The organism is Phaeobacter sp. S60, from assembly GCF_000826845.1.
GTDB lineage: Bacteria > Pseudomonadota > Alphaproteobacteria > Rhodobacterales > Rhodobacteraceae > Phaeobacter > Phaeobacter piscinae.
On the sequence record NZ_JSWJ01000003.1, the window covers coordinates 560,578 to 583,057 of the forward strand.

Here is a 22,480-nt window from a genome sequence, read left to right on the forward strand (position 1 = left end):
GCCTTTGTCATAAAACCAGCTGCCGCGTCGTTTATTCCGCCTGCAGCTTTGCGCGCAGAGAGGCCGAGATCGGCGCCAACGACACCCGGTTTGCCCGGTCCTGAAGACCCCAGATCAGCAAGGCAGAAATCGTATCCGGCTGAACCCGGCCCAGCATGATCACGGCCCCTTCCTGCCCGGCGCGAAACGCAGCCTGATCCAGAAAGCGCCGGATCGCGCGGGGGTCCTGCCCGGCGCCGTCGAAATCACGAAACACCACGCCGGCCGGAACACCTTCGCGCAGGGCGAGCTTCTGCACGGTGTTGAGCCCGGCATCCTGCGTCACCATCCCGTATCCCATCGCGCCAAGCGCCGTGGCCATCTGATCGGCCAGCGGGCGGTTGCCCTGAAAGCCTGTGGTCACGCCTTCCAACACGGCGACGGCCTCTGGCAGAGTCTCCAACCAGACCTGCAAGGCCGTCTCAGCATCCTGCGGAGCGGCATCGCGGGGCAGATCGGCGATCAGCATCACCTCAAACCCGGCAGCGCGGTGGCGTACCATCTTCGCGGCCGCCTCTGGGTCCCTTGGGTCCAGCGCAAAACTCAGCGGATAGGGGAAATCCTGCAAGGCCTCAGCACCAATCGCATCGGCGTCGTCAATCAGAACAATCGACATCAGGGCGCGGTCTGCCTCCGGTGTGAAGGCTTCGGCGTTGCGTTCAAACGGCACCCCATCCGCCTGCGCATTGGTCTGACTGCCGACCGCCGGTGCATTGGCCTGATCCCGCTCCGTCAGCGGGCGGACCGGGGTCCCGATCCGTGGGCGGCCGCCGGTTTCATCCGCTGTGTTGCCCGGGTCTGCCGTGGGGGTGGTTGTTGGAAGATCGGAAATCCGTCGAGGCCCGGTATCCTCGTCCTGGCCTTCGGCACCCGTCTTAGGTTCAGCGCTTGCGGCAGGCTTCGTGCCCACCTCCGTTGGCCCGGCCTGCCCCAGTCCCGGCACCACGGGAATCGCCGTCGGGCCCGGTACCGCGCCCAAGGCTGGTCCTTGGTCGCCCCCAGCCTCTGGCCCGCTGAGGGCCGGACCTCCGGTTGTCACATTCGGCACCGGAAAGCTGGCAGCCGCTGACCCCTCATCTCTGCCCTTTTCAACCTCGGCCGATGGCCCGGATTGATCCTGCCCCAACGGTTCGGGAGCGGCTTGATCCGGCGCTGTCGTCAGCCTGGAGGGCGTTTCGCTCGCAGCCTGCGGCACAGGTGGCTGCGCTGGTTCAGACACCACCACAAGACGCTGCTCCTGACTGGGGGCATTGGGTGCCGGCAGAGCCTCAACCGGGGTGACGGGCGCATCCCGCGCCACATCGATTGCCGGCGCGCCGACGTCACCGGGCGCGGCGCGATCCCCGCTGCCCAATTCTGTACCCACGTCGGGACGGCTGGCGGGATCGGTATCGGCATCCGCAAGTGCTTCCAGATCATCACCCACCACCTGCGGGTCCAGCGCTGCTGGTGGGGTTTCCACCAGATCCGGATCGCTCCCGGCACTGTCAACCGGGGTTTCCGCCGCAGGCGCCTGCACTTCACTGCGGACCGGTTCGGCGACGCTGACCTCAACCGATTTGGGTAAGGGCACCGACAGCGACCATACCACGGCGCCGCCTGCGGCCACCAAGGCCCCGAAACTCACGCCTCCAAGAAACCCTCGCATCTCTGTCCTGCCTCTCGTTGCCTTCTGGAACGGTCGCATTCTGTTGGCCAAGCCACACCAAGGCGGTCGGGCACGCTTGGCCCGCCTGCGGTTGGTGATGTGCTCTTGACGCTGCCGCGCAACCCTGAACATGTATGTTGTGACCACTATACTGCGGCGCGGCCCCGGCCCGCCAGCCCTTAAACGAGCCCGCGACTATGCTGCTGCTGATCGACAACTACGACTCCTTTACCTACAACCTCGTGCACTACCTGGGGGAGCTGGGCGCTGACGTGCAGGTCCGCCGCAATGACGCGCTGAATGTGCAGGAGGCCATGGCGATGAACCCGGCCGGCATTCTGTTGTCACCCGGTCCCTGCGATCCGGATCAGGCGGGTATCTGCCTTGCCCTGACCGAGGCTGCAGCTGAGACCAAGACCCCGCTGCTTGGCGTCTGCCTTGGACATCAGACCATCGGACAGGCCTTTGGCGGCAACGTCGTGCGCTGCAAAGATATCGTCCACGGCAAGATGGGCACCATGCATCATACCGACACGGGCCTTTTTTCCGGGCTGCCGTCGCCATTTGAGGCGACGCGCTATCACTCTTTGATTGTTGATCGCGACACCCTGCCCGACAGTCTTGAGATCACCGCCGAGCTGGACGACGGCACCATTATGGGCCTGCAGCACAAGACGCTGCCGATCCATGGTGTCCAGTTTCACCCGGAATCCATCGCCTCCGAACACGGCCACGCGCTGCTGAAGAACTTCCTCAACGTGATGAAGGTGCCCGCATGAGCAACGCAATGAAGCCGCTGATTGATGCCGCTGCGGAGCGCGCCCTGAGCCGGGATGAGGCCGAGGCCGCCTTTACCCATCTGTTTGAGGGCAACGCCACGCCGAGCCAGATGGGCGGATTGTTGATGGCATTGCGCACCCGCGGCGAAACCGTCGACGAATATGCAGCCGCAGCGGCGGTCATGCGCGCCAAATGCAATCCCGTTGTGGCGCCTGAAGGCGCGATGGACATCGTCGGCACGGGTGGCGACGGCAAGGGCACGCTGAACATCTCCACCGCAACCGCCTTTGTCGTGGCCGGGGCCGGAACCGTTGTTGCAAAACACGGCAACCGTAATCTGTCGTCGAAATCCGGCGCAGCGGATGCGCTTGGTCAGATGGGGATCAATGTCATGGTCGGCCCGAAGGTGGCTGAACAGGCGCTGCGCGAGGCCGGTATATGCTTCATGATGGCGCCGATGCACCACCCTGCCATCGCCCATGTGATGCCCACCCGGCAGGAACTCGGCACGCGTACGATCTTCAACATCCTCGGCCCACTCACCAACCCTGCCGGCGTCAAACGACAGCTGACCGGCGCGTTCAACCGTGATCTGATCCGCCCGATGGCGGAAACCCTAGGCCAGTTGGGATCGGAGCAGGCCTGGCTCGTCCATGGCTCCGACGGCACAGATGAGCTGACGATCACCGGCGTCAGCTGGGTCGCAGCCCTAGCCCCCGATGGCAGTGTCACTGAGATGGAACTCCACCCGGAGGACGCAGGCCTGCCCGTACACCCGTTTGAGGCGATCGTCGGCGGCACCCCGGAAGAAAACGCCAAAGCGTTTGATGCCCTTTTGGCTGGTGAACCCTCTGCGTATCGCGACGCCGTCTTGCTGAACTCTGCCGCAGCCCTTGTGGTTGCGGGCACAGCAAATGATCTGAAATCCGGCGCCGAGATGGCCCGCACCAGCATCGACAGCGGTGCGGCCCGCGACAAGATTGACGCCGTCGCCCGCATCACCACCGCTGCCGCTGACAAATGAACGCAGGTCTGCCGGATCTGGGTGGCTGGTCCAAGCTGCCGTTTTTTGCCGACCGCTACCCGGCCATTGCTGCGTCGGTGGCTGAGGATCCGCGCGATATCCTCCCGTCAGCGGGCCAGCGCCTTGCGGCTCTCACACTGACCCCGCCGGAAGAAACCCGCGTGGTCATTCTGGGTCAGGACCCCTATCCGACGCCTGGTCATGCCCATGGGTTGGCGTTTTCGGTCGAACCCGATGTGCGCCCGCTGCCAAGATCTTTGAACAATATATTCAAAGAGTTGCACGACGATCTTGGCGTTGAACGCCAGACCGGCGACCTGCGCGGCTGGGCACGTCAGGGCGTTTTGCTGCTCAACACCGTCTTGTCCGTCCCCGCAGGCGAGGCCAACGGCCACAAAACCCTTGGCTGGCAGCAGCTCGCACATGAGGTCCTCAGCCTGTCCAGTCAGCGTCCCACGGCTTATATTCTCTGGGGGAAACAGGCCCAAGGGCTTGAAAAATATATCCAACCGGGTGATCACCTTATCCTGAGGACCGCGCACCCCTCACCACTGTCTGCGCGGCGTGGCTTTTTCGGCTCGCGCCCCTTTTCGACGGTGAACCGCTGGCTTGCTGAGCAGGGCCAGCCGACAATTGACTGGAACGCGTGACGGGAGGCGTCAAGATGACTGAAACAGTGCTGGACAAGATCAAGGCCTACAAGCTGGAAGAAATCGCCGCCGACAAGGCAGCCAAACCCCTCGAGGCGGTTGAGGCCGAGGCCCGGGATGCCAGCCCTGTACGCGGCTTTGCCAAGGCGCTGATGCAGGCCAGCCGCGATGGCTACGGGCTGATTGCTGAAATCAAGAAAGCCAGCCCTTCCAAAGGGTTGATCCGGGAAGACTTCCACCCCGCAGATCTGGCTCAGGCCTATGAGGCCGGCGGTGCAACCTGCCTCTCCGTGCTGACCGACACCCCCAGTTTTCAGGGCGCGAAATCCTTTCTGACCGAGGCGCGCGAGGCCTGTTCTCTCCCGGCCTTGCGCAAAGATTTCATGTATGATCCCTATCAGGTGGCTGAGGCCCGTGCGCTTGGTGCTGACTGTATCCTGATCATTCTTGCCTCTGTCTCCGACACGCAGGCAGCAGAGCTGGAAGCCGCCGCCGCTGATTGGAATATGGACGTGCTGCTGGAGGTTCATGACGAGGAAGAGCTGAATCGCGCCTGCATGCTGAAATCACCTCTCCTTGGCATCAACAACCGCAATCTCAAAACCTTTGAGACCACATTGGACACCACCCGCACCCTGTCCCGTCTGGTTCCCGCCGATCGGACCATTGTCTGTGAAAGCGCGCTGTCCACGCCTGCGGATCTCTCTGATATGGCCCGCTACGGCGCGCGCAGCTTCCTCATCGGTGAAAGCCTGATGCGTCAGGATGACGTGGCCGCCGCGACCCGTGACATCCTCGCAAATCCGCTGATGCCGGGGGCAATGTAATGCCCCTCACCCATTTCGACGGCAAGGGCGACGCCCATATGGTCGATGTCTCGGACAAGGCAGTCACCTCGCGGATCGCCACCGCTGTGGGTCACATCACCATGGCGCGCGAAACCTATGATATCATTGCAGAAGGTCGCGCAAAGAAGGGCGATGTACTGTCGGTGGCGCGGCTTGCAGGCATCATGGGGGCCAAGAAGACACCGGACATCATCCCGCTCTGCCATCCGCTGCCCGTGACCAAGGTTGCCGTGAATCTGACCCTCGACCCCGATCTGCCCGGCGTAAACATCACGGCGACCGTGAAAACCACAGGCCAGACCGGCGTCGAAATGGAGGCGCTGACCGCGGTCTCTACCGCCGCGCTCACGGTCTATGACATGGCCAAGGCCGTCGACAAGGCGATGGAAATCGGCGGCATCCGTGTAACATTGAAAGATGGCGGAAAATCAGGACGATACGAGGCCTAAATGATCTCAGTTTCCGATGCATTGACCACACTTCTTGACCTGGTGGCACCGCTTGAGGTGGAGACCGTTCCCCTGCGCGCCGCTGCTGGCCGCGTGCTGGCAAGACCTGTGTCCGCCAACCGGGACCAGCCCCCCTTTGCTGCCTCCGCCATGGACGGTTACGCGGTGAAGTCGGCAGAGGTCGAGCGGGATGCAATGTTCAAAGTCATCGGAGAAAGCGCTGCTGGCCACGGGTTTCAGGGGCGCGTCGGCCCCGGCCAGGCGGTGCGGATCTTCACTGGCGCACCAGTGCCTGAAGGTGCAAATTTCGTTGTTATACAAGAGGATACCAGTATTACCGGATCCTTGCTGACCATCACGGAGCATCCCGGACCTGGCCACAACATCCGCGCCAAAGGTGGCGATTTTCAAATCGGCACCACTGTTGATGCGCCACGCATCCTGACACCGGCGGATATCGCCCTGCTCGCGGCGATGAACATCGCCGAGGTGCCCGTGCACCGCAAACCAACAGTGGCGCTGATCTCCACCGGGGATGAGCTGGTCCTGCCCGGCGAAAGCCCCGGCCCGGATCAGATCATCGCCTCCAACACCTTTGGGCTGGACGCCATGCTGAGCGCTGCAGGTGCTGAGCCCCGGATTTTGCCCATCGCCCGCGACACTGAAAGCAGCCTTCGCATGGCGCTGGATCTGGCGCAGGACGCCGACCTGATCGTCACCATTGGCGGGGCCTCGGTTGGGGATCACGATCTGGTCGCCGGGGTGACCGAGGGGCTTGGCATGTCGCGCGCGTTCTACAAGGTTGCGATGCGTCCGGGAAAGCCGCTGATGGCTGGAACGCTGGGCCGCTCCGCGATGGTGGGACTGCCGGGAAATCCTGTTTCTGCAATGGTTTGCGGGCATATCTTTCTGTTGCCCATGCTGCGCTTAATGCAAGGTTTGTCACCTCTGGATCAGCAGCCAGCGACCGCAGATCTGGCTCATGACCTGCCTGCAAACGGCCCGCGAACACATTATATGCGCGCCAGGTTAAACGGCGGCGATCTGCATGTCTTCGACGATCAGGACAGCGCTCGGCTGACCCTTCTGGCCGAGTCCAACGCCCTCGCCATTCGTCCCCCGCATGACCCCCCCCGAGGCAAGGGCGAACCGCTCGCCTATATTGTGATCTAACAGGGCGCTCCGCTTTCACTTTGCCAACAATTCATCGTCAATTCCTCTGGATATGACAGGTTTTACGCAAGGACCCGTTGACACAAAACGGGAACATGCGTAGAACAAAGAGAAACATCGAGCGGTTGAGAGGGATGTCATGCTGACGAAGAAGCAATTGGATTTGCTGGATTTCATCCACACACGCCTGCAGAAGGATGGCGTCCCGCCCAGCTTTGATGAGATGAAGGTGGCGCTGGATTTGCGGTCCAAATCCGGCATCCACCGGCTGATCACCGCGCTGGAGGAGCGCGGCTTCATTCGCCGTCTCGCCCATCGGGCCCGCGCGATTGAGATTATTCGCCTGCCGGACAGCCTTGGCAAAACCGCTCAGACGGCGGAGGTGGCACCTCCTGCCCCGAGCCCTGCAAATCAGGTATCGGCGCCTGCGATGATCGCCGCGATGGAACTGCCGGTGATGGGACGCATCGCTGCCGGTGTTCCGATTGAGGCCATCAATCAGGTCTCTCATCAGGTCGCTGTTCCCGCCTCCATGCTCTCGGCGCAAGGGCAGCATTTTGCATTGGAGGTGCGCGGCGACTCCATGATCGAGGCTGGGATCAACGATGGTGATATCGTCGTGATCCGGGAAACGGCGGTGGCAGACAATGGCGACGTGGTGGTGGCCCTGGTAGAGGGGCAAGAAGCCACGCTGAAACGCATCTATCGCAAGGGCAGCACCATCGCGCTGGAGGCCGCCAACCCTGCCTATGAAACCCGCCGCTACCCGCAGGATCAGGTAAAGGTGCAAGGCCGCCTCGTCGGCCTCATCCGCACCTACTGATCGACATCACGCCCCCCCCCGTGTCCTAGGCGGAAGTGCGGCATCTTGGGACAGGCACATTGATGAGGTTAAGAGCCCTGCGTGACGAACAGTGTGCGAGGGGCACTACGATATGAGGTCACGCGACATAGGCCTAACGAGACGCAGCCTTTGTTTTGGCCGCTCTCTCACTTGTGGTTGGTCTGCGTCGCTTGGCGCCCTAGGTGCTGAGCGAGCATAGACTGGCCAGACGCTGAATCCTGACACCACGCGAGTGCAGTCTAAAACACCAATCCTGTAGTTGCCGCCCTGTCAGCGGCAGGCTGAGTGAGCCAAGGCCCGGATGATCACCGACCAAAATCATGGTTAACATCGGTCAGTGTCAGCACCAAACATCATTGGATTGTTGTTATGGACTTGATCGTGATGTCTACGGATCGCGGCTCCACAGACGCGTGCCCACCACATCTCGCACCGAAATCCAGCGCCCCTCCGCATCCATCTGAACGCTGCCCAGACGATTCAGCGCATCTGCGTCAAACACCAGACAGTCCCCGATCGGCGCCACTGATTTGGCGCTGATGATCACCTCACCGGCTGTACATTCGGTTATTGCCTCGGCCGCTGCCTTGCCGATCACATGGGTCAGCCGTTGATCCGTCGCCGCCAGATATGCGGTGACCGATTTACCGGGCGCCTCTGACCCGGCAATTAGCGGCCACAATTCCGCGCCCTCCTCCTGTGTCTGCAAACGTCCGTCATTTTCCGTCCAACGTTCCGCCGCATAGCCATGCCCCTTTGCACGCGACAGGGCCCGGCCCTCCGCCGTCAGGACCCCGACGATGCCGCCATTGGGCGCCACCAGAACCTCAGGGCGCGGGCTGCCATACCAGATCATCCCCCCCCCAATCAGCACCGGCACACCAAGAAGGCGCAACCGCCCCCGCCAAAGGCCAAGCAACAGCCCCCCAAAAGCCACCAGTGGCAGCACCGATGCTGGCGGCATCGTCACCGCCCCCTGCGCGCCGTCAAGAGCGGCAACCCAATTGGCAACAAACAGGATCCAGCTGATCCCCAGATCCATCAACGCAAGGCCAATCCATGATGCCCCCACTGGCGCGAGGCAAAGCGCCAGAACTGCAGCCGGCACCACCAGCGCCCCCATCACCGGCACCGCCAGGACATTGGCCAACAACCCGTAATGCGAAATCATGTTGAAATGCGCGGCCCCAAATGGCGCGGTTGCAAGTCCCGCAATCAGCGAGGACAGCACAATACCCGCCGCCATCCGCAGCCAGCGCGGACTACGCGGGGTCAGCCGGTCTCGCAGGCCGCCAAAGATCACGATCAAGGCGGTTGTGGCTGCAAAACTCATCTGAAATCCGGAGCTGAGCAGGCTTTCCGGACGCATGAGCAGGATCACCATTGCTGCCAGCGCCACCGCGCGAAGCGACAGCGCCCGCCGGTCCAGCAGCACCGCCACCAACATCATGGCCACCATGATATAGGCCCGCGTGCTGGCCACCTGCATCCCAGACAGCAACAGATAGGCGCTGGCCGTAAGCAAGGCGCCAACCGCCGCCACTTTTTTGGTGTCGAGACGCTGCGCAATGGCTGGCGCAAGCGCCAACAACAGCCGCAGCCCGCCAAAGACAACACCAGCCAGCAGTCCCATATGCAGCCCGGAAATTGCCAACAAATGAGCTAGGTTACTGGCCCGCAACGCCTCCAGCGCCGCGCGGGGGATCGCCGAACGATCGCCCGTGGTTATGGCCGAGGCAAAGCCGCCGGTCGCCACCGGCATCTGCGAACGGATGCCGGTGGAGAGCCGCTGGCGCAACTGCTCAACCGGCAGATCACGCGGGCCGTGGCTCACGATCAGCACCGGCACACGGGTGTAGCCCACCGCGCCAAGCTGTTGAAACCAGGCATGTCGCCGGAAATCAAACCCATGCGGTTCAACCGGACCCTGTGGCGGCATCAGATGGGCCGTGGTCATCACCCGGTCGCCGATGCGCGGCACCCGCGCCCCGTCCGGCAACGACAGCCGCACCCGTGCAGGGGTCTGATCTGGCGAGATGCGGTCGAGATAAGGCTGGTCCAGCGTGATCCGCAGCCGGTCACGGGCAGAGCGGTCGATGGCAATCACCCGCCCCTCCACCGCGCCATAGCTGCGGTACTGAAGCACAGGCGCTTCAACCGCATAGGCGCGCAACCCGGCGGTGGCAAACCCGAGGGCGACCAGCAGCAGTATCCAGCCCAGAAAGACCACAGCATCCTGGCGGTCGCCGCGCCACAGCATCGCCAGCGCGGCGCAGCCCATCCCGGCGCCCCAAAGATAATGCGCCAGCCCCGGCTCAACCCTGAGTGAGAAAAACAGACCAATGCCAATCCCGAACAAGACCGGCACCCAGGGAAAGAGATCCCCGCGTTGGGATTGCAGCAGACCATCAAGGACGCCCAGGGCGCGCATGCTTGCTCCTTGCCTTCTGGCTCGGTAGACAGGCGACAAAACTAGCCCTTCCATGGTTTCCAAAAGGTAAATCACCCCCATGTCCAAACCGGTCGTCACCCGTTTCGCCCCCTCGCCCACAGGCTATCTGCATATCGGCGGCGCCCGCACCGCGCTGTTCAACTGGCTTTATGCCCGTGGCCGCGGCGGCAAGTTCCTGTTGCGGATCGAGGACACCGACCGCGAGCGCTCCAATCCCGAGGCGACGGCCGCAATCCTGCAGGGCATGGCCTGGCTCGGCCTTGATCACGACGGCGAGGTGGTCAGCCAGTTCGAAGGCGCCGAACGTCACGCCGCTGTCGCCCGTGAGCTGCTTGCGGAAGGCAAGGCTTATAAGTGCTTCGCCACACAAGAAGAAATCGCGGCCTTCCGCGATCAGGCAAAAGCCGAGGGGAAATCGACTCTCTACCGTTCGCCCTGGCGCGATGCGGCAGAGGCCGATCATCCGGACGCGCCTTACGTGATCCGCATCAAGGCTCCGCAGGACGGCACCACAGTGATCCGCGATGAGGTTCAGGGCGATGTTACGATCAAGAATGACCAGCTCGATGATATGATCCTGCTGCGTTCAGACGGGACCCCTGTTTATATGCTGGCCGTTGTGGTGGACGATCACGATATGGGCGTGACTCATGTGATCCGAGGCGATGACCACCTCAATAACGCCGCGCGTCAGATGATGATCTACGAGGCGATGGGCTGGGATGTGCCGGTCTGGGCGCATATCCCGCTGATCCACGGCCCCGATGGCAAAAAACTCTCCAAACGCCATGGTGCCTTGGGCGCGCAGGAATATCAGGCGATGGGCTATCCGGCTGCGGGCATGCGCAACTACCTGGCCCGTCTGGGCTGGAGCCATGGCGATGATGAGTTCTTTACCGATGCGCAGGCGCGCGATTGGTTCGACCTTGACGGCATCGGCAAAAGCCCGGCGCGGTTTGATACCAAGAAGCTGGAAAACCTTTGCGGTCAGCATATCGCCATCAGCGATGATGCTGCACTGCGGAATGAGCTTCAGGCCTATCTGGCGGCAGCTGACAAGCCACAGTTAAATGACGTTCAGTCAAACGATCTTGAACGTGCGATGTATTGCCTCAAGGACCGCGCCAAGACATTCCCAGAGCTGCTTGAAAAAGCTCATTTTATTCTGACCTCGCGGCCGATTGAACCCGATCAGAAGGCCGCTAAGGCCCTTGTATCTGTATCCGACGGTATACTGGGTGAATTGACGCCGCAGCTGCAAAATGCTAGCTGGTCCCGAGACGATCTGGAGGCGCTTCTGAACGCATTTGCAGAAGCACAGGATACCAAGTTCGGCAAACTGGCGGGTCCCTTGCGGGCGGCGCTGGCTGGTCGTGCGGTAACCCCTTCAGTTTTCGACATGATGCTGATTCTGGGCCGGGACGAAACACTGGCCCGACTCTCCGACGTTGCTGGCTGACCCTGTCGTTAACCGCTGGGTAAGTCGGTACCGCTATGACCTCACCTGCGCGATTGCCGTGCAGGTGCTGCCTGCACAAGGCGGGGGCCTCCCCCGCTTTCGTGCCTGTATCAGGAAGGGACATCTATGACCGATACAAAAAAAACCGCCCAGCTCAGCCTGAATGGCGAAACTTACGAGCTTCCCATTTTCTCGCCGACGACCGGGCCCGATGTTCTGGATATCCGCAAGCTCTATGGCCAGGCCGGTGTGTTTACCTATGATCCCGGCTTTACCTCCACTGCGAGCTGCGACAGCACCATCACCTATATCGACGGTGGCAAGGGCGAACTGCTGCACCGCGGCTACCCGATTGACCAGCTGGCATCCAAATCGCACCACCTAGAAGTCTGCTATCTGCTGCTTTATGGTGAACTGCCGACCGCGGCTCAGCTGGAAGATTTCGAGACCCGCGTGACCCGTCACACCATGGTGCACGAGCAGATGCACAACTTCTTCCGCGGCTTCCGCCGGGATGCGCACCCGATGGCGACCCTTGTGGGTGTGGTCGGCGCCATGTCGGCCTTCTACCACGATTCCACCGACATCAATGATCCCTGGCAGCGGGAAGTGGCCGCGATCCGTTTGATCGCAAAACTGCCCACCATCGCTGCGATGGCCTATAAGTATTCGATCGGCCAGCCTTTTGTGTATCCGCGCAACGATCTGGATTACGCGGCGAACTTCCTGCACATGTGTTTCTCCGTTCCGGCAGAAGAATACCATGTCGACCCGATCCTTGCCCGTGCGATGGACCGGATCTTCATCCTGCATGCCGATCACGAACAGAACGCCTCAACCTCCACCGTGCGTCTGGCGTCCTCATCCGGTGCCAACCCGTTCGCCTGTATTGCGGCGGGCATCGCTTGTCTCTGGGGGCCGGCCCATGGTGGTGCCAACCAGGCTTGTCTGGAGATGCTCAAGGAAATCGGTTCCGTCGACCGCATCCCTGAGTTCATCGAACGCGCCAAGGACAAGAACGATCCGTTCCGTCTGATGGGCTTTGGCCACCGGGTCTACAAGAACACCGATCCGCGCGCCAAGGTGCTGAAGCAATCCGCCGACGAGGTGCTGGAGCTTTTGGGTGTTGAAAACAACCCGCTCCTGCAGGTCGCTAAGGAACTGGAGCGGACCGCGCTCAACGATGAATACTTCATCGAGAAGAAACTGTTCCCGAACGTGGATTTCTACTCCGGCATCATCCTTGAGGCGATGGGCTTCCCGACCTCGATGTTCACACCGATCTTCGCGCTGTCGCGCACCGTCGGCTGGATTTCGCAGTGGAAGGAAATGATCGCGGATCCACAGAACAAAATCGGTCGCCCGCGTCAGCTCTATCTCGGCGAAACCGCCCGCGACTACATCGATATCGAAAGCCGCTAAACGCAGGCTGCGTCATCGCATCATCGGCGATAGAAAACTGCAAACCCTGCCTTTTCGGAGGCAGGGTTTTTTCGTGACCTCAGCCGATACGATGAGGGCGCGACAGATCTGCGCGCCCCTATCAGCGATACATCTTTTGATTGCAGGACTACGTCTTTCGGTGAGTGCGACAATCAAAAGGATAGGCAGTCGATGTTTCCAATTCGGAAACCTGGTTAACCTGTTTGATCGCATTTTACTCAATTACGGCGGGTTTCGATTGACGGAATTCTACCTCCTGAATAGGCATGTCGCTAATTGCTAATTAAACCTTAACGGGAGACGCACCGTGGTTATGCTCATGACATTGCTTGGGGTTGGCCTGCTGGCCGGCGTGATCATCAATGACTCCGATGATTCCGATAGCGCCGAGTCTGGCGCCAACGAAAGCGGTAACGAAGACAACAATGAAACCGTTGTCGAAGGCACTGACGGCGCGGATCTGCTGTTTGGCACAACCGGCAGCGAAAACCTGCTTGGCGGCGCTGGGGACGACAATATCGACGCCCGTGGTGGTCCTGACACCATCGAAGGTGGCGCCGGCGATGATACGCTGGATGGTGGATCAGCGGCCGACAATATCTTCGGTGGCGACGGCGAAGACACTCTGGTAGGCGGTAACGGCGATGACTTCATGCGCGGCAACGCAGGGGACGACACCCTGATCGATACCCGCGGTGCGGATCACCTCGTCGGGGGCCAGGGCGATGACATTATTATCGCCGCCGGAATCCTGGATGAGGGCGCGTATGAGGACATCGTTCAAGGCCGTGCGACACCCACCTCCGAAGCAGAGGTTAATGCGCTGCTGAACGTCGACTACACCGCGGATCAGGATGGCGAAGGCGACACCATCAATGCAGGAGCAGGCGATGACTCGGTGCTCTTTGGTCTCAACGACACGGTGACCGGTGGCAATGGCAGCGACAGCTTTGAGACCGGCGCCTGGCTGAGCGAGGATGAGCAGGCCACCATCACCGATTTCACCGCCGATGATGACCGCGTGATTTACTACTACGATGAAGACGAGGAAGAGCCGGAGCTGGACGTGGTCACCCGCGCCAATGACGATGGCGGCACCGATGCCTTCCTGGTGGCCAATGGCGAAGAAGTGGTGCGTCTGATCAATGCCGGTACCACCTTCAACCTGGCCGAGCATGTTGCGCTGGTCGCCCGCAGTGGTTGATAAATAGCTCCGCTGCGGTGGGTCAATTGATCTGGCCCGCCCCGGCAGAGCCCGCACGAACGCAGCAAAAAACCCGCCCTACCGCATTGCGGAAGGGCGGGTTTTTTCATTTGTACTGTTCGAGAGTCAGACGCGGATCGTAGCGCCTCAGCGACCTTCGAATTTCGCCGGACGTTTTTCCATGAAGGCGGTAACCCCTTCCATGAAATCGCGGGTCTTGCCACATTGACCTTGCAGATGCGCCTCTTCGGACAGTTGCTCCGGCAGGCTGTTGCCATAGCCATCGCGGATTGCCGTCTTGATCGCGCCAAAGGCACGGGTCGGACCAGAGGCCAGATAGGCCGCACGGGCGCGCCAATGGGCGTCGAATTCGGCATCCGGAATGGCCTCCCAGATCATGCCCCAGTCGCTCGCCTGTTTGGCAGTGATCTTATCGGCAAACAGCGCAGCCCCCATCGCCTTTGCCATGCCCATCTGGCGCGGCATGAACCAGGTGCCACCGGCATCGGGCATCAGGCCAATGCGGGCAAAGGCCTGCATGAAATAGGCGCTTTCTGTTGCGATCACCACATCTGCGGCCAGCGCCAGATTGGCGCCCGCGCCCGCCGCTGGGCCATTGACCGCAGCGATGGTCGGCACCGGGCAGTTGTAGATCGCCTCCAGCATCGGGGTGTATTCATCGCGCAGGGTGCGCTCCAGATCCAGCTTGCCCTGGCTTGCCGCATCGGACAGATCCTGACCCGAACAGAACGACACGCCGGAGCCGGTCAGCACCACGGCACGGGCCTCTTTTCCGGCACGCTGCATCGCATGGGTGATTTCCGCCCGCGTCAGACCGGTCAAGGCGTTCATCTTGGCGGGGCGGTTCAGCGTCACAACGGCCAAGCCGTCTTCCAGCGAGAACAGAATTTCCTGGTAATCCATCAAAGGGCCTCGTGGTTAAAGGTTTTTCGCAGACTTGCCTATGCAAGCCCGCAGGAAAAGGCAAACGCCGCGTAACCTCGCGCGGCAAAACCACCCAAACGGTGCGCCCCTGTCGCCAGGTGCCGGAAGGGTTGTGGCCCAAGCGATCCGCGGTACGTGGCATCGAAAACCACCGATATCGAACGGTCAGTCTTTCAGAATACGATCCAGTTGTGCCCGCTCCTGCGCGCTGAGCCCCTCTGCGCCGGGATCCTCCGCGCTTGGGGTGCGGCTGCGGGTGCGGATATAACCCCCGGCCAGTATCAGCGCCAGCACCAGCATCAGGGGACCAGCCGCATAGAGCAGCCAGTTTGCGCCACTTGCCCGGGGGCTGAGCAGAACATATTCGCCGTAACGCTCCACGATGAAATCCATCGCCTCATCATTGCTGTCGCCTGCAACCAGGCGTTCGCGCACCAGAAGGCGCAGATCACGGGCCAGATCGGCGTTGCTTTCGTCGATATTCTCGTTGCGACACACCAGACAGCGCAGGTCCTTGGACAGCTCACGCGCGCGGCCTTCCAGCACCGGATCTTCCAGAATTTCGTCGGGTTCAACCGCCAGCGCCGGGGTGCTGGTCACCACCATCGGGGCCAGCAGCGTCAACGACAGCAACAGCCGGGCAAGAAACGCATGTCTCATTCCGCTGGCACTCCTTCACGCGGGCGACGGCGCGCGCCGGCCGCAACGCGGAACCGCCGATCTGTCAGGCTCAGCAGGCCACCAAGCGACATGAGAAGGCAGCCGCCCCAGATCCAGTTGGCCAATGGTTTGATATAGGTCCGCACCGTCCAGCCGCCATTGGCCTGCTGGTCGCCGATCACCACATAAAGATCGCGCAGGAACCGGTAGTCGATTGCGGCTTCGGTGGTGGGCATGCGCGAGACCGGGTAGTCCCGCTTTTCCGGGTTCAGCAGCGCCACAAACCGACCAGCACGGGTCACTTCGATATCTGCCATCGTGCTGAGGTAGTTGGGCCCTTGAACACGGCGCACATTCTGCAATTCCAGCGTATAGGCCCCGACGTTGAAGGGCCGGTTCACCTCGGCAATCCGAATATCCTCATCCTGCCAGGCGGTCAGCCCGGCGATGGCAAAGATCGTGACGCCCAGACCCGCATGGGCCAGCGCCTTGCCCCAGTCGGCACGCGGCAGGCGCAACAGACGCTGCCAACGCCCGGTCGCACTGCCCCGCAGCCAAAGATCCGCAAAAGCGCCAACAACCACCCAGACACCGATAAACAGCCCAATCGGCCCCAGCCCGGAGCGACCGGTCTGCATCGCCCAGGCCAGCACGCCAAGTGCAACAGCCAGCGCAAAAACAAAGCGCAGGCGCCAGGCCGTGCGCCCCAAAAGACCGCGTTTCCACGGCAGCATCGCGCCCACCGGCAGGATCGCACCCAGCACCACCATGAAGGGGGTGAAGGCCGCATTGAAGAACGGCGGACCGACGCTCAGCTTGCGGTCAAAGGCCATCTCCGCCACCACCGGCCAGAGCGTGCCGAAGAAGACCACAAAACAGCTCACCGCCAGAAGGATATTATTGGCCACCAGCGCGGTTTCGCGGCTCACCAGACCAAAGACGCCTTTGGCCTGCATCGCCTGTGCGCGCAGCGCAAACAGCAGCAGCGCACCACCGGTGAAAAACGCCAGAATATACAGGATAAACACGCCCCGTTCCGGGTCGCTGGCAAAGGCATGGACCGAGGTCAGCAGCCCCGAACGCACGATAAAGGTACCGATCAGGGAGAAGCCAAAGGCCAGGATCGCCAGCAGGATGGTCCAGCTTTTCAACGCCTCGCGTTTCTCAACCACAATGGCGGAATGCAGCAGCGCCGCCGCCAGCAACCAGGGCATGAAGGACGCGTTCTCAACCGGATCCCAGAACCAGAATCCGCCCCAGCCCAACTCGTAGTAGGCCCACCAGGACCCCAGCGCGATGCCGATGGTGAGGAAGATCCAGGCCGCCAGCGTCCAGGGCCGCACCCAGCGCCCCCAGGCCGCATCGACACGGCCTTCAATTAGGGCCGCCACCGCAAAGGAAAACGCCATGCTCAACCCGACATAGCCGAGGTAGAGGAACGGCGGATGAAAGGCGAGGCCCGGATCCTGCAACAACGGGTTCAGCCCCTGCCCGTCAAACGGCGGCACTGCAAGGCGCAGAAACGGGTTGGAGGTAAACAGAATGAAAGCAAAGAACGCGACACCAATCGCTGCCTGAACCGCCAGCACCCGCGCCTTTAGCGTTGGCGGCAGGCCGTTTCCATATACCGAGGCCACCGCCCCGAACAGGCTGACAATCAGCACCCACAGCAACATTGAGCCTTCATGGTTGCCCCAGGTGCCAGAGATTTTATACAGCATCGGCTTGGCGGAATGACTGTTGAGCGCAACCAGCCGCAGCGAGAAGTCGGAGGTGATGAACGCCCACATCAGCGCCAAAAAGGCAAAGCCTGTGAAGAAGAACTGCGCCTGTGCCGCAGGTTCCGCAACCGACATCCAGCCGGGCCATCGGAAATGGGCGCCAACCAGCGGCACCACCATCTGTACGATGGCAATCACAAAAGCGAGGATAAGGGCGAAGTGACCGAGTTCTGTAATCATAGCCTATCTATAGGGCGATCCGGCAAGGCCGCCAATCGCAATCGGCGCGTCCTCACGCCGCAGTGTTCCCGCCCGTGCCCCTGCCCGCATGCGCCTGAAGGCAACCCGCGCCCATCCTTCATTTGGCTGCCTTGGATAGTTCTATCCATTCAGACAACGCTGGATTTTCCGTTTCTTTACTTTCATTTACACCGTGGTGATCGTCCCTTTCGGAAGGATCAGACATCGCGGGGGCCGCAGGCTCGGACGCCCGCAATTCATTGATCCGGGACACATTTGCCGCCACCGCGGGGGCCTGTGCCAGGCTGGCGGCAATCTCACGCTGGAAGCCTTGGCTTTTCAACTGCTGACGCGCGCCGAAATAAAACGAGACAATCACCCCAAGTAGCCACCAGAGCGGTTCCGGCACCAGTGCCAGCCCCTGCATGCGGGCGGCGAACCACAACGGGTCCACCATGGCTGAGCCAAGCAGCGCCAGCGTCGACAGCGCCAGCAAGGGCCGTGGCAGGCGGTTCACGCCATCCATCCAGCGATCAAACCGACTAACGGGGCCGTGCCCGGCCTGACTGCGGGCGAATTCCGCTGCGAATTGCGCCAGCGCATCGGCCCGGCCGGTGTGATCCCTTACCGCGCCGGCTTCCGCGTTTTCGCGAAACACCTCCAGCGTTTCGGCAACCACATTGCGCTCCCGCCCGAACAGGCCCCGCAACACATCCGCAATCAGCCCCATGCCGCCACCCGCGCCTGAAATTCGGCCTCACTCAAGTGGTATTGCGGCGAGATGAAGCTTTCGGCCCGCAGGATCCAGCCCCCTTTGCCACCCTTGCGAGTGCGGGCGTATTTGCGGCTGGCAGGGCGGCGATCGGCGATGCGGAAGTAATAGTTGCGACGGGCCACGCCATAGGCATCACGCAGCGCCACCCGGCCAATCTTGGCCGCGGCGCGGGCGGCCCCGGCGGTTTTGGGACCAATCCGCCCATCCACTGCCAGCTCATATCCCATCTGCACCAGCAGTCGTTGCAGGATCCGCACCGCATTGGCCCCGGCGTTGACATACATGTCAAAGACCGAAGGATGCAGCATCTCCGGCAGGGCTGCGATGCGCGGTTTGTTGAAATAGTGCCGGATATAAAGGTCCACCGCCTGCACCTGGCTGACGGCGGCCACATCAGCCTTGTCGATACGGCCATCGCGCGTCAAATCCATGCCAAGACGCTGTAGCGTACCCAATGTCACGCCATGTTTGGTAGCCCCACCCGGATCATCCGAGTCGTCAACATAGCCGCCTTCGCGGGCAACGATTTCCTGAGCGATGGCTTTGATGTCTTGCATGGGTCAGTCCCTTCAATTGGAGTGGGACACCAGCATGACAGTCAAAAATGAGCGCACCCGGACCTGAGCGCGCGCTGAGGGCGCAACACCCTTGAGATGCGCCCTCGGGCAGAGGGAATTTAGGTTTCCGGCTCCTGATAGACGCCCTGCTCTTTCAGCGCGTCCATCACTTCTTTCGGCATGTAGGTTTCATCATGTTTGGCAAGAATTTCAGACGCTTCAAAGGTGCCGTTGATGTAGCGACCGGTGCCGACCATACCTTGGTTTTCGGAGAAGAGATCGGGCAGAACGCCCGTATAGGTCACCGGCACAGAGGCGCCGCCGTCTGTCACCACAAAGCGCAGCGTCTCACCCTGACCGCGTATGATGCTGCCTTCTTCCACCAGACCACCGATGCGAAACACCTCGCTGCCTTCTGGCGGCTCAGCGATCACCTGGCTGGGGGAGCGGAAGAAGTTGATCCCGTCACGCATGGCATAGCCAATCAGCGCCGTGGCGACCACAAGTGCCACGGTGGTCAGTGCGATGATCTGGATGCGGCGCTGTTTTTTCAGTGACTTCATCGCGGCCTCTTTGGGTGGGGGTCCGGCGCATGTTGCGCCAGACCTTTGGGTCGTTAGGGGAACAGCGGCGCCATCATCAGCCCGGTTGTCTCCTCCTCACCTAACATCAGGTTGGCATTCTGCAAGGCCTGACCGCTGCTACCTTTTGTCAGGTTATCCAGCGCCGCGATGACAATCGTGCGGCCTTCAATCCGGTCCGCCGCTACCCCGATGTGGCAGAAGTTGGAGCCACGGATATGCCGGGTTGAGGGCGCTTCTCCGATGGGCAGCAGCTCAATAAACGGCTCATCCGCATAAGCCTTGGCAAAGGTGTCATGGATCGCCTGCGCGTCCCCTTTGACATAGACAGTCGCCAGAATGCCGCGATTGGCGGGCACCAGATGCGGGGTAAACTGCACCTTGACCGGGCGGCCTGCGATCTTGCTGAACTCCTGATCAAACTCACCCAAGTGCCGATGCGTGCCGCCGACGGCATAACCATGGTAGCCTTCGCTCAGCTCCGCATGCAGCAGGTTCTCCTTGAGCGACCGACCCGCGCCAGAGACCGCGCATTTCAAATCCAGAATGATGTCATCCAGGTCAATCACCCCGGCCGCGATCAGCGGCCGCAGGGCAAACTGGCCCGTGGCGGCATTACAACCGGTGCCTGCCACCAGACGCGCGGATTTGATTTCCTCGCGGTAAAACTCGCTGAGGCCATAAACCGCCTCTTTCTGTTGGGCGAGGGCCGCGTGGGGGTTGCCGTACCATTTCTCGTATTCCGCCGGGTCCCGCAGCCGGAAGTCCGCAGACAGATCGACGATCTTCAGATCCTGCGGCAGGGCGGCGATCACCTCCTGGCTGGTCTTATGCGGCAGGGCACAGAAACACAGGTCGATACCGGAGAAATCAATCTCGCCAATTTTGCAGAGCCGGGGCAGCTCCAGATGGCGCAGGTGCGGGAACACCTCGGCCATGGTCATTCCGGCCTTACGCTCAGCGGAGAGAGCCGCGATCTCAATCGTAGGGTGTTGGGCAATCAGCCGCACCAGTTCAGCGCCGGTGTAACCGGAGGCGCCAAGAATAGCTACTTTATGGGTCATGTCAGACCTCGTCTTTCGATGTGATATGTCGGTTCCGCAGCCGTCTGCGGAGAGAAATAAAGGGACAGAGCCGTGAGCACTTTGACCTGGAACAAGCATTTAGCAGTGTTCCGGGGCGTTTGCGCTTAAGCGGCCTGAAAGATCATCTCTCGTCGCAAGAACTGCGTCGCGCGGTCACTGACGCGGGCGGGCATACCGGTGGTGTAATACCCCCCTTGCCCCTGCCCCATCATCTGCGGGTGACGCTCAAGGTAATCCGCCAGACTGTCGGCGACCAATCTGCCCTGACTGAACACCTGCACATCCCTGCCCAGTGCGGCCTGAAAGATCTCTTCCATCAGCGGGTAATGGGTGCAGCCAAGGATCGCAGCCTGCGGCTCTGGCATCTTGCGTTTCAGCGCATCCACATGGCTGCGCACCAAGGCTTCGGCGAGGATCATGTCACCATCTTCGATAGCATCCACAACACCGCCACAGGCCTGCGCCTCCACATCGACGCCAATGGCGCGGAATGCCAGTTCACGCTGGAACGCCCGGCTGGCAACGGTCGCCGGGGTCGCAAAAAGCGCGACATGTTTGGTTTCCACCTCGCGCGGTGGGGAATTGTCGCCCCATTGCCGTTCTGTCAGCGCCTCAATGAGCGGCACAAAGACGCCCAGCACCCGCTTGCCTTCGGGGACACCGGCTTCCTGCATCCGCCGCAGCGCTGCCGCCGACGCGGTGTTGCAGGCCAGGACCACAAGATTGCAGCCCTTGGACCACATGTCCTCAACCGCCGCTTTGGTCAGCTGATAAATATCTTCGGCATCGCGCACACCATAAGGCGCATGCGCGCTATCCGCATAGTAGAGGAAGTCCACATCCGGGAGCCGCTCCTGCACGGCATTCAGCACGGTCAGCCCGCCAAGGCCGGAATCAAAGATACCTACAGCCATCTGTCTCTCTCGCTGTGCGCTCAGGCGCGATGTTTCTCCTCAAACTCATACCCGTAGTCATAGGATTTGAGTGGCGTTGGTGACAGCTCATACGTGGCTTTGCGCAGGAAATCCATCATTGCTTTTGCGTCACTTGCCAGCGGGTCCAGCACATCGCGTCCGATCGGAGTCCCAATAGACACGCGCACCGGCGTATCGACGCGTTTGCGAAACTCCTTGATTAACAGCCCCATACGCAATGTGGGATGCAAATGGCTGGCCATCTGGAACAGCCGGGAGGTATGCCCGTCAAAGTAGATAGGCACTACAACCGCGCGGGATTTGGCAATCATCCGCGCGGTAAAGCCGCGCCACATCGGGTCCATCGGCGGCACCTTTGGCCGCAGAAAAGGACGCACGGCGGTGGAGACGGTGCCACCGGGGAAAATCCCGATGGCGCCCCCTTGTCCGAGATACTCCAAAGCCGCCTTACGCGTCTCAAGATTGGTTTTCAGCGCCGCTTTGGTTTCGGCAAAATCAATCGGCAGGATGACGCGGGACAGATCATCAGCCTTGCGAAACACCTGATGAGCCAGAATACGGAAGTCACCGCGCGCCTCGGACAGGATATGCCCCAGCATCAGCCCGTCGAGAATGCCATAAGGATGATTGGCAATCACCACCACCGGCTGATCCTGCGGGATATGAGAGAGCGTGCCGCGCACCACCTCCAATTGCAATCCGTAACGCGCGCGCATCACGCTCCAGAAACTTTGCCCGGCAGCGACATCGGCCTCATACCCCTCCGCGCGCCTAATCAGTTGCAAACGCCCAGTGGCGTTCTCCATCATCCGGATCATCGCCTGCCCGGGCCGGGTCTGGGCGGAATGCGCATAGGAGAGATCGCGCGCGCTGCGCATCGCATCGCGCCGGGAGACAGTCCCGGATGGCTGGGTTTTCATGTTGCCATGCGTGCTGCGGGTGGGAAACATGGGATGGGCCTCGTGATC

Annotated in this window: 21 protein-coding genes; 10 read left to right on the forward strand and 11 right to left on the reverse strand. The window is 61.4% G+C overall.

Features of this window, described 5'->3' with window-relative positions; translation table 11 throughout:
* Positions 1–31: 31 nt before the first annotated feature.
* A complete protein-coding gene (locus tag OO25_RS04150; RefSeq protein ID WP_040178612.1) occupies positions 32–1,687 on the reverse strand; it encodes a divergent polysaccharide deacetylase family protein in 1,656 nt (551 codons plus the stop codon).
* Between the two features lie 197 nt (positions 1,688–1,884).
* On the opposite strand from OO25_RS04150, the gene OO25_RS04155 reads away from it, so the two are divergent.
* The 7 genes from OO25_RS04155 (at position 1,885) to lexA (ending at position 7,434) form a co-directional block, all read left to right on the forward strand.
* Positions 1,885–2,466, forward strand: coding sequence for an aminodeoxychorismate/anthranilate synthase component II (locus OO25_RS04155; protein ID WP_040178613.1), 582 nt, complete (start codon positions 1,885–1,887; stop codon positions 2,464–2,466).
* Entirely contained in the window at positions 2,463–3,491 is a 1,029-nt protein-coding gene (trpD, locus tag OO25_RS04160) for an anthranilate phosphoribosyltransferase (protein ID WP_040178615.1), read from the forward strand. The genes OO25_RS04155 and trpD overlap by 4 nt, the downstream gene beginning before the upstream one ends.
* Complete coding sequence (locus tag OO25_RS04165) at positions 3,488–4,141, forward strand: uracil-DNA glycosylase (RefSeq protein WP_040178616.1); 654 nt, start codon at positions 3,488–3,490, stop codon at positions 4,139–4,141. The genes trpD and OO25_RS04165 overlap by 4 nt, the downstream gene beginning before the upstream one ends.
* 14 nt (positions 4,142–4,155) lie before the next feature.
* The gene (gene trpC / locus OO25_RS04170) at positions 4,156–4,968 is read left to right on the forward strand and encodes an indole-3-glycerol phosphate synthase TrpC (RefSeq protein WP_040178617.1); all 813 of its coding nucleotides are present in this window, start codon (positions 4,156–4,158) and stop codon (positions 4,966–4,968) included.
* Complete coding sequence (moaC, locus tag OO25_RS04175; RefSeq protein ID WP_040169280.1) at positions 4,968–5,438, forward strand: cyclic pyranopterin monophosphate synthase MoaC; 471 nt, start codon at positions 4,968–4,970, stop codon at positions 5,436–5,438. The genes trpC and moaC overlap by 1 nt, the downstream gene beginning before the upstream one ends.
* Entirely contained in the window at positions 5,439–6,611 is a 1,173-nt protein-coding gene (gene glp / locus OO25_RS04180; protein WP_040178619.1) for a gephyrin-like molybdotransferase Glp, read from the forward strand. It abuts the gene before it with no gap.
* A gap of 139 nt (positions 6,612–6,750) precedes the next feature.
* Entirely contained in the window at positions 6,751–7,434 is a 684-nt protein-coding gene (gene lexA, locus OO25_RS04185) for a transcriptional repressor LexA (RefSeq protein WP_040169283.1), read from the forward strand.
* Positions 7,435–7,843: 409 nt separating this feature from the next.
* Here lexA and OO25_RS04190 read toward each other — a convergent pair whose 3' ends face one another.
* Positions 7,844–9,886, reverse strand: a complete 2,043-nt coding sequence (locus OO25_RS04190; RefSeq protein ID WP_040178620.1) for a ComEC/Rec2 family competence protein — start codon at positions 9,884–9,886, stop codon at positions 7,844–7,846.
* Between the two features lie 79 nt (positions 9,887–9,965).
* Here OO25_RS04190 and gltX point away from each other — a divergent pair, with 79 nt between their 5' ends.
* The 3 genes from gltX to OO25_RS04205 all read left to right on the forward strand — a co-directional run bounded on the left by gltX (position 9,966) and on the right by OO25_RS04205 (position 14,013).
* Entirely contained in the window at positions 9,966–11,366 is a 1,401-nt protein-coding gene (gltX, locus tag OO25_RS04195; RefSeq protein ID WP_040178621.1) for a glutamate--tRNA ligase, read from the forward strand.
* Between the two features lie 126 nt (positions 11,367–11,492).
* Positions 11,493–12,788, forward strand: coding sequence for a citrate synthase (gltA, locus tag OO25_RS04200; RefSeq protein WP_014874797.1), 1,296 nt, complete (start codon positions 11,493–11,495; stop codon positions 12,786–12,788).
* 334 nt (positions 12,789–13,122) lie between these two features.
* Complete coding sequence (locus OO25_RS04205; RefSeq protein ID WP_242406982.1) at positions 13,123–14,013, forward strand: calcium-binding protein; 891 nt, start codon at positions 13,123–13,125, stop codon at positions 14,011–14,013.
* Positions 14,014–14,160: 147 nt separating this feature from the next.
* Here the strand turns inward: OO25_RS04205 and OO25_RS04210 are convergent, their stop codons facing one another.
* The 9 genes from OO25_RS04210 to OO25_RS04250 all read right to left on the reverse strand — a co-directional run bounded on the left by OO25_RS04210 (position 14,161) and on the right by OO25_RS04250 (position 22,432).
* Positions 14,161–14,937 (reverse strand): enoyl-CoA hydratase-related protein, encoded by a 777-nt coding sequence (locus tag OO25_RS04210; protein WP_040169291.1) that lies wholly within the window; start codon positions 14,935–14,937, stop codon positions 14,161–14,163.
* Positions 14,938–15,123: 186 nt separating this feature from the next.
* Positions 15,124–15,618 (reverse strand): cytochrome c-type biogenesis protein, encoded by a 495-nt coding sequence (locus OO25_RS04215; protein ID WP_040169292.1) that lies wholly within the window; start codon positions 15,616–15,618, stop codon positions 15,124–15,126.
* On the reverse strand, positions 15,615–17,579 hold the full coding sequence (locus tag OO25_RS04220) for a heme lyase CcmF/NrfE family subunit (RefSeq protein WP_040178623.1): 1,965 nt from the start codon (positions 17,577–17,579) through the stop codon (positions 15,615–15,617). The genes OO25_RS04215 and OO25_RS04220 overlap by 4 nt, the downstream gene beginning before the upstream one ends.
* Before the next feature lie 118 nt (positions 17,580–17,697).
* Complete coding sequence (locus OO25_RS04225; protein WP_040178624.1) at positions 17,698–18,309, reverse strand: holin family protein; 612 nt, start codon at positions 18,307–18,309, stop codon at positions 17,698–17,700.
* Positions 18,300–18,911, reverse strand: coding sequence for a holin-associated N-acetylmuramidase (locus OO25_RS04230; protein WP_040178625.1), 612 nt, complete (start codon positions 18,909–18,911; stop codon positions 18,300–18,302). The genes OO25_RS04225 and OO25_RS04230 overlap by 10 nt, the downstream gene beginning before the upstream one ends.
* A 119-nt stretch (positions 18,912–19,030) precedes the next feature.
* A complete protein-coding gene (gene ccmE / locus OO25_RS04235; RefSeq protein ID WP_040178626.1) occupies positions 19,031–19,474 on the reverse strand; it encodes a cytochrome c maturation protein CcmE in 444 nt (147 codons plus the stop codon).
* Positions 19,475–19,527: 53 nt separating this feature from the next.
* Entirely contained in the window at positions 19,528–20,556 is a 1,029-nt protein-coding gene (gene argC, locus OO25_RS04240) for an N-acetyl-gamma-glutamyl-phosphate reductase (protein WP_040178627.1), read from the reverse strand.
* 125 nt (positions 20,557–20,681) lie between these two features.
* The gene (locus OO25_RS04245; protein ID WP_040178628.1) at positions 20,682–21,491 is read right to left on the reverse strand and encodes a glutamate racemase; all 810 of its coding nucleotides are present in this window, start codon (positions 21,489–21,491) and stop codon (positions 20,682–20,684) included.
* A gap of 20 nt (positions 21,492–21,511) precedes the next feature.
* A complete protein-coding gene (locus OO25_RS04250) occupies positions 21,512–22,432 on the reverse strand; it encodes a lysophospholipid acyltransferase family protein (RefSeq protein ID WP_052465592.1) in 921 nt (306 codons plus the stop codon).
* Positions 22,433–22,480: the final 48 nt, after the last annotated feature.

Excerpts from the sequence above, each read along its gene's own strand:
- OO25_RS04150 (WP_040178612.1), bottom strand. The coding sequence starts at position 1,687 with ATGCGAGGGTTTCTTGGAGGCGTGAGTTTCGGGGCCTTGGTGGCCGCA.
- OO25_RS04155 (WP_040178613.1), top strand. The coding sequence starts at position 1,885 with ATGCTGCTGCTGATCGACAACTACGACTCCTTTACCTACAACCTCGTG.
- trpD (WP_040178615.1), top strand. The coding sequence starts at position 2,463 with ATGAGCAACGCAATGAAGCCGCTGATTGATGCCGCTGCGGAGCGCGCC.
- OO25_RS04165 (WP_040178616.1), top strand. The coding sequence starts at position 3,488 with ATGAACGCAGGTCTGCCGGATCTGGGTGGCTGGTCCAAGCTGCCGTTT.
- trpC (WP_040178617.1), top strand. The coding sequence starts at position 4,156 with ATGACTGAAACAGTGCTGGACAAGATCAAGGCCTACAAGCTGGAAGAA.
- moaC (WP_040169280.1), top strand. The coding sequence starts at position 4,968 with ATGCCCCTCACCCATTTCGACGGCAAGGGCGACGCCCATATGGTCGAT.
- glp (WP_040178619.1), top strand. The coding sequence starts at position 5,439 with ATGATCTCAGTTTCCGATGCATTGACCACACTTCTTGACCTGGTGGCA.
- lexA (WP_040169283.1), top strand. The coding sequence starts at position 6,751 with ATGCTGACGAAGAAGCAATTGGATTTGCTGGATTTCATCCACACACGC.
- OO25_RS04190 (WP_040178620.1), bottom strand. The coding sequence starts at position 9,886 with ATGCGCGCCCTGGGCGTCCTTGATGGTCTGCTGCAATCCCAACGCGGG.
- gltX (WP_040178621.1), top strand. The coding sequence starts at position 9,966 with ATGTCCAAACCGGTCGTCACCCGTTTCGCCCCCTCGCCCACAGGCTAT.
- gltA (WP_014874797.1), top strand. The coding sequence starts at position 11,493 with ATGACCGATACAAAAAAAACCGCCCAGCTCAGCCTGAATGGCGAAACT.
- OO25_RS04205 (WP_242406982.1), top strand. The coding sequence starts at position 13,123 with ATGCTCATGACATTGCTTGGGGTTGGCCTGCTGGCCGGCGTGATCATC.
- OO25_RS04210 (WP_040169291.1), bottom strand. The coding sequence starts at position 14,937 with ATGGATTACCAGGAAATTCTGTTCTCGCTGGAAGACGGCTTGGCCGTT.
- OO25_RS04215 (WP_040169292.1), bottom strand. The coding sequence starts at position 15,618 with ATGAGACATGCGTTTCTTGCCCGGCTGTTGCTGTCGTTGACGCTGCTG.
- OO25_RS04220 (WP_040178623.1), bottom strand. The coding sequence starts at position 17,579 with ATGATTACAGAACTCGGTCACTTCGCCCTTATCCTCGCTTTTGTGATT.
- OO25_RS04225 (WP_040178624.1), bottom strand. The coding sequence starts at position 18,309 with ATGGGGCTGATTGCGGATGTGTTGCGGGGCCTGTTCGGGCGGGAGCGC.
- OO25_RS04230 (WP_040178625.1), bottom strand. The coding sequence starts at position 18,911 with ATGCAAGACATCAAAGCCATCGCTCAGGAAATCGTTGCCCGCGAAGGC.
- ccmE (WP_040178626.1), bottom strand. The coding sequence starts at position 19,474 with ATGAAGTCACTGAAAAAACAGCGCCGCATCCAGATCATCGCACTGACC.
- argC (WP_040178627.1), bottom strand. The coding sequence starts at position 20,556 with ATGACCCATAAAGTAGCTATTCTTGGCGCCTCCGGTTACACCGGCGCT.
- OO25_RS04245 (WP_040178628.1), bottom strand. The coding sequence starts at position 21,491 with ATGGCTGTAGGTATCTTTGATTCCGGCCTTGGCGGGCTGACCGTGCTG.
- OO25_RS04250 (WP_052465592.1), bottom strand. The coding sequence starts at position 22,432 with ATGAAAACCCAGCCATCCGGGACTGTCTCCCGGCGCGATGCGATGCGC.